At 68.4% G+C, this 3,608-nt stretch carries 3 protein-coding genes and 1 pseudogene; 1 reads left to right on the forward strand and 3 read right to left on the reverse strand.

All coding sequences use genetic code 11. From position 1 onward, the window contains the following. Positions 1–233 (forward strand): annotated as a pseudogene (locus tag ACWELQ_RS41055) (hypothetical protein); the annotation flags it as partial. Between the two features lie 45 nt (positions 234–278). Here ACWELQ_RS41055 and ACWELQ_RS41060 read toward each other — a convergent pair. The 3 genes from ACWELQ_RS41060 to ACWELQ_RS41070 all read right to left on the reverse strand — a co-directional run. Continuing rightward, complete coding sequence (locus ACWELQ_RS41060; RefSeq protein WP_452402391.1) at positions 279–1,004, reverse strand: tetratricopeptide repeat protein; 726 nt, start codon at positions 1,002–1,004, stop codon at positions 279–281. A gap of 55 nt (positions 1,005–1,059) precedes the next feature. Continuing rightward, positions 1,060–2,799: a hypothetical protein gene (locus ACWELQ_RS41065; protein ID WP_452402392.1), complete on the reverse strand. Its 1,740-nt coding sequence runs from the start codon at positions 2,797–2,799 to the stop codon at positions 1,060–1,062. After that, on the reverse strand, positions 2,780–3,608 hold an 829-nt coding region (locus tag ACWELQ_RS41070; RefSeq protein WP_452402393.1), incomplete at its 5' end, for a protein phosphatase 2C domain-containing protein. The genes ACWELQ_RS41070 and ACWELQ_RS41065, both read right to left, overlap by 20 nt.

Below are 3,608 nucleotides of genomic sequence, written 5' to 3' on the forward strand. Positions count from 1 at the left end.
CTACGACCCGTCTACGGGTCGCCCGCCGCTGGCACGGCTTGAAGGCCCAGGCGACGCGTTTGGACGCGGAGGCGGTCTTCGTGCCCTCGCTCGAACACTTCGAGGAGGGAGAGGTGCCCGGCTCCCTCGTGCAGAAGCTCGATGTGGTCACTGTCCATCCCGAAACGACGTATGCCCGGCGGTCAATGCCCCCGCTCCGTGATCTTCCGCCTGCCTTAGCAGGCGAGGCGTAGCCACTCCATTGAAGTAGTCGGCGGAGTATGACGGCCCGATACCGCCTATTCCAGGTGTTTCAGGCGGTTCAGAAACAGATCCCGATTGTGCTTCGCCAGCTCTACTTGGAGCGCAAAGGATTCCGGCTGCTCGCGATCGAGACGTAGATACAGCTGCAGGGATTCATTGGCGATGCGTAGCGCGTCGGCCAGATCCCCGGCATCGGAGAGGTAGCCACCGAGCTGATGCAGGGCAGCGCCCAAGAAGCGCTCGTAGCCGGGTCGGCGTGGCACGAGGCGGCGCAGGATGTCGACGAGTTCCTCGCCGTAGGGTAGCGCCTGCCCGGGCTCACCGATCCTGTCCAGGGATCGGGCCAATTCGTCCAGAGCGTTCAGGAGAAGGGGGCCGAACCGTTGCGGCGCGCGCGACAGGCCCTCGCGGCACCGGGCCAGCGCCTCCCGCGCGTCGTCCACCGCCTCGTGCTCCCGGCCCACGCACCGCAGCAGATTCGCACGCAGGCTCAACGCCGCGGCGAGTTGAACCTCGGTGGTTGTGCGCCGAAGGATCGGCGTACGACGGCAGATTCGCAATGCCTCCTCGACATCGATGAGGGCTTCGTCGTACCGGTATTCGACGGCCAGCGCCAACGCCCGAAACCGAAGCGTGTCGGCGAGGTCCGGACCGAGCCCCGGCACCACCGAGACGCATGGCCGCAGCACCGCGCCCGCCATGGTCATGATCTCGGGGTCCCGCACCCACCGCTGAAACGTGTGGGAGCCACGGATTGTCATACGAACCACCTCCCCACATATACCGAATTTGTCAGAACGGCCGGTCGGGTTCACCTCAGATGTCTTCTTCGGCGCGGGTGGGGAGGTTGTGGGTGGTGGCTATGGGGTTCCAGGCGGCTATGAAGGCGCGTTTGGCTGTGGTGGCTTGGCTGGAGTAGTTGTTGCCGCTGCGGTAGTCGGCGGTTTGGGGTGCGGTCGAATTGCAGGAGGTGGCGATGTTGGTGGCCCAGCGGGCGTAGGCGTCGTCGGCCAGGTAGGACGTGGTCAGCGCGTCTACCAGATCGCTTTTGAGTTGTGTGCCTGCCGGTAGGGCCGAGAGGTCGAGGTGGATGGCGTCGGTGTACTCGGATTGGCGCTCGGTTTCGGTGGCGGACAGTTCGGCGGCTTCGTGGGCTACGTTGCGGCAGGCCAGGATTGCGGGGATGGCTGCGGCGGCGGTGGCTCGGCTGGTGTGGGAGCGGTCGAGGAGTGCGGAGACGGCGTTGGCCTGGCGGGTGGCTGCGGCGGATTGTGCGGTAGAGGGTGTGGTGCTGGAGGTGGTGTCGGGCACGGTATTCGAGGTGGGATGGTCGTGGGTGTTGGTCAGGATCGCGCCGATGATCAGGGCCGCGATGGTTCCTGCGACCAGCCAGCCGATTCCGTTGCGGCGGCGTTGATACGGCGGGGGAGGTGTGGGCGGTCGATAGGCGCGTCGCAGGGTTGTCGTGGTCGACGGGGGTTGTGGCTGGTACCAGGACTGTGCCGGAGTCTGCGGTCCGCGCGGGGGTGCGGTCGATGCGGTGGCGGTTCGTGCGGTGGTTGCCGATCCGGCCGGTTTTCGGGTCACGGTGGGCGCGTGGCTCACCCGGACTTGGCGGGTGGGCGCGACGCGCTCGGCGTGGCGGTCGAGCAGGTCGAGAGCGGTTGCGCGGTACGCGGATCCGTCCGTCGTGAGGAACGCTGCGGTCAGGGCGGTTCGCCACTCGGCGGCGGTGGGGCGGGTTGCGGTGGCTGCGGCGTCGGAGAAGGTGCGGTCGAACAATCGCTTCAGGCTTGGGTCGGTGCCTGGGGGAATTCCGGTGGCCTGGGAGAGTTTTCCGCCGACCAGGGCAGGCGCGCCGGGGTTGCGGAACAGGCCGCGGTACATGAGGAGGGCGAGGCCGTAGCGGTCGCTGTATTCGTCGTGGGCGCGGATGAGGCCGGTGTCGAGGCGGGGGTCTTGCCAGTTGGGAGTGGCTACGCCGCGGTGGGCGGTGGAGTGGGCGGGGCGGATGCCGTCGCAGTCGATGAGGTAGGCGTGGGGGCCGGATTCGGTCCACACCACGTTCTTCGGGGAAAGGTCGCCGTGCACCAACTGCTGGTCGTGCAGGACTACGAGCAGGTCGCACAGGCGGATCAGGACTCCCACCCGGGTCTGGGCGGTGGGCGGGGTATCGCGCACCATGAACAGGAATTCGGCGCTGCGCGGGCGGCCGTCGGGCAGGAAGAACCGGGCCGGGATCAGCGGCAGCACCACGCCGATCACCGAATTGCCTTGCCGCACCACGTCGATGGGCCAGTTGAGGGAGCTCTCCGCGGTGGAGGCCAGACCGGCCGCGGCCTCGGCGGCGGGCACCACCTCACGCCCACGCCGCGCGGCATCGCTCACCCAGCCGATGGTGGCCAGGTCGGTGAGCGGTTTGTGATAGCGCTTGTAGACGCGGGTAACGCGGCCTACGTCCCGGCATTGGAACAGCTCGGACTGCCCGCCGTCGCTGTTGAGTGGGAGGTCGTCGACGTCGTAGGTGGCACCGGATTCACCGGTGATCCGCGGCATCGTCCACCTCGTCGCCGGTCCAGGGGCGCAGCCACACCACCAGCGCGGTGCGGTCGTCGTGCGAGGACTGGCGACGGTAGCGCAGCGCGTCGAGCATGCGGTGCGGACCGCACGGGACGGCCCAGCGGGCGGCCAGCCATTCGCGGGTGCCGGGGGAGTCGAAGATGTCGTGGGCGAGGCCGTCCGTGGTGAGGATGAGAGCGTCGGCATCGAGGTCGACCGCCGTCACCTGGAGCACTTCACGCGGATTCTGGTGCGGAAGAGGTCCTTTCACCACATTGGTGGGCCCCGCGTCCGTGTCCGGGTCGAAGACCGTTGCGTAGCGGCCGTTCTGGAGCAGGAACGCCTCGGTGTCGCCCGCGCGAGCGAACAGCGCAGGGCCGCCGTCGGCGGTCAGCGGCACCCGGCACAGCATGACCGTGCAGTGCAGATCCGCGGGCTCCCACTCGGGCAGATGCATGCGCTGCATCTCGATGAGCCGGTCATTGGCCTGTTCGACGGCCCGAATCAGTGCCTCGGTGCCGTCGCCGAGGGCCTGCTCCCGCACGATCCACGCCCCGAACGCACAACACAGCCGTGCCATGAGATCCGCGCCGACCTGGGAGGTGTGCTCGCGGTACCCCAGACCGTCGCACACCGCCAGCACCAGCGCGGACCCGTCCACCGAATACCCGGCACAGTACGAATCCTGGGCGGTGGTGGCGTCCGCCTGATGGGTGAGTCCCGCGATGCTCGCCGCAGCCACCCAGCGCCAGCCCAGTACGCCGCCGTCGGCCCGCAGGGTGGGCAGGGCGAGTGGCTGACCGGAG

It is taken from the genome of Nocardia sp. NPDC004722 (genome assembly GCF_053601505.1).

Coding starts and splice junctions, on each gene's coding strand:
- ACWELQ_RS41060 (WP_452402391.1), bottom strand. CDS start 1,004: ATGACAATCCGTGGCTCCCACACGTTTCAGCGGTGGGTGCGGGACCCC.
- ACWELQ_RS41065 (WP_452402392.1), bottom strand. CDS start 2,799: ATGCCGCGGATCACCGGTGAATCCGGTGCCACCTACGACGTCGACGAC.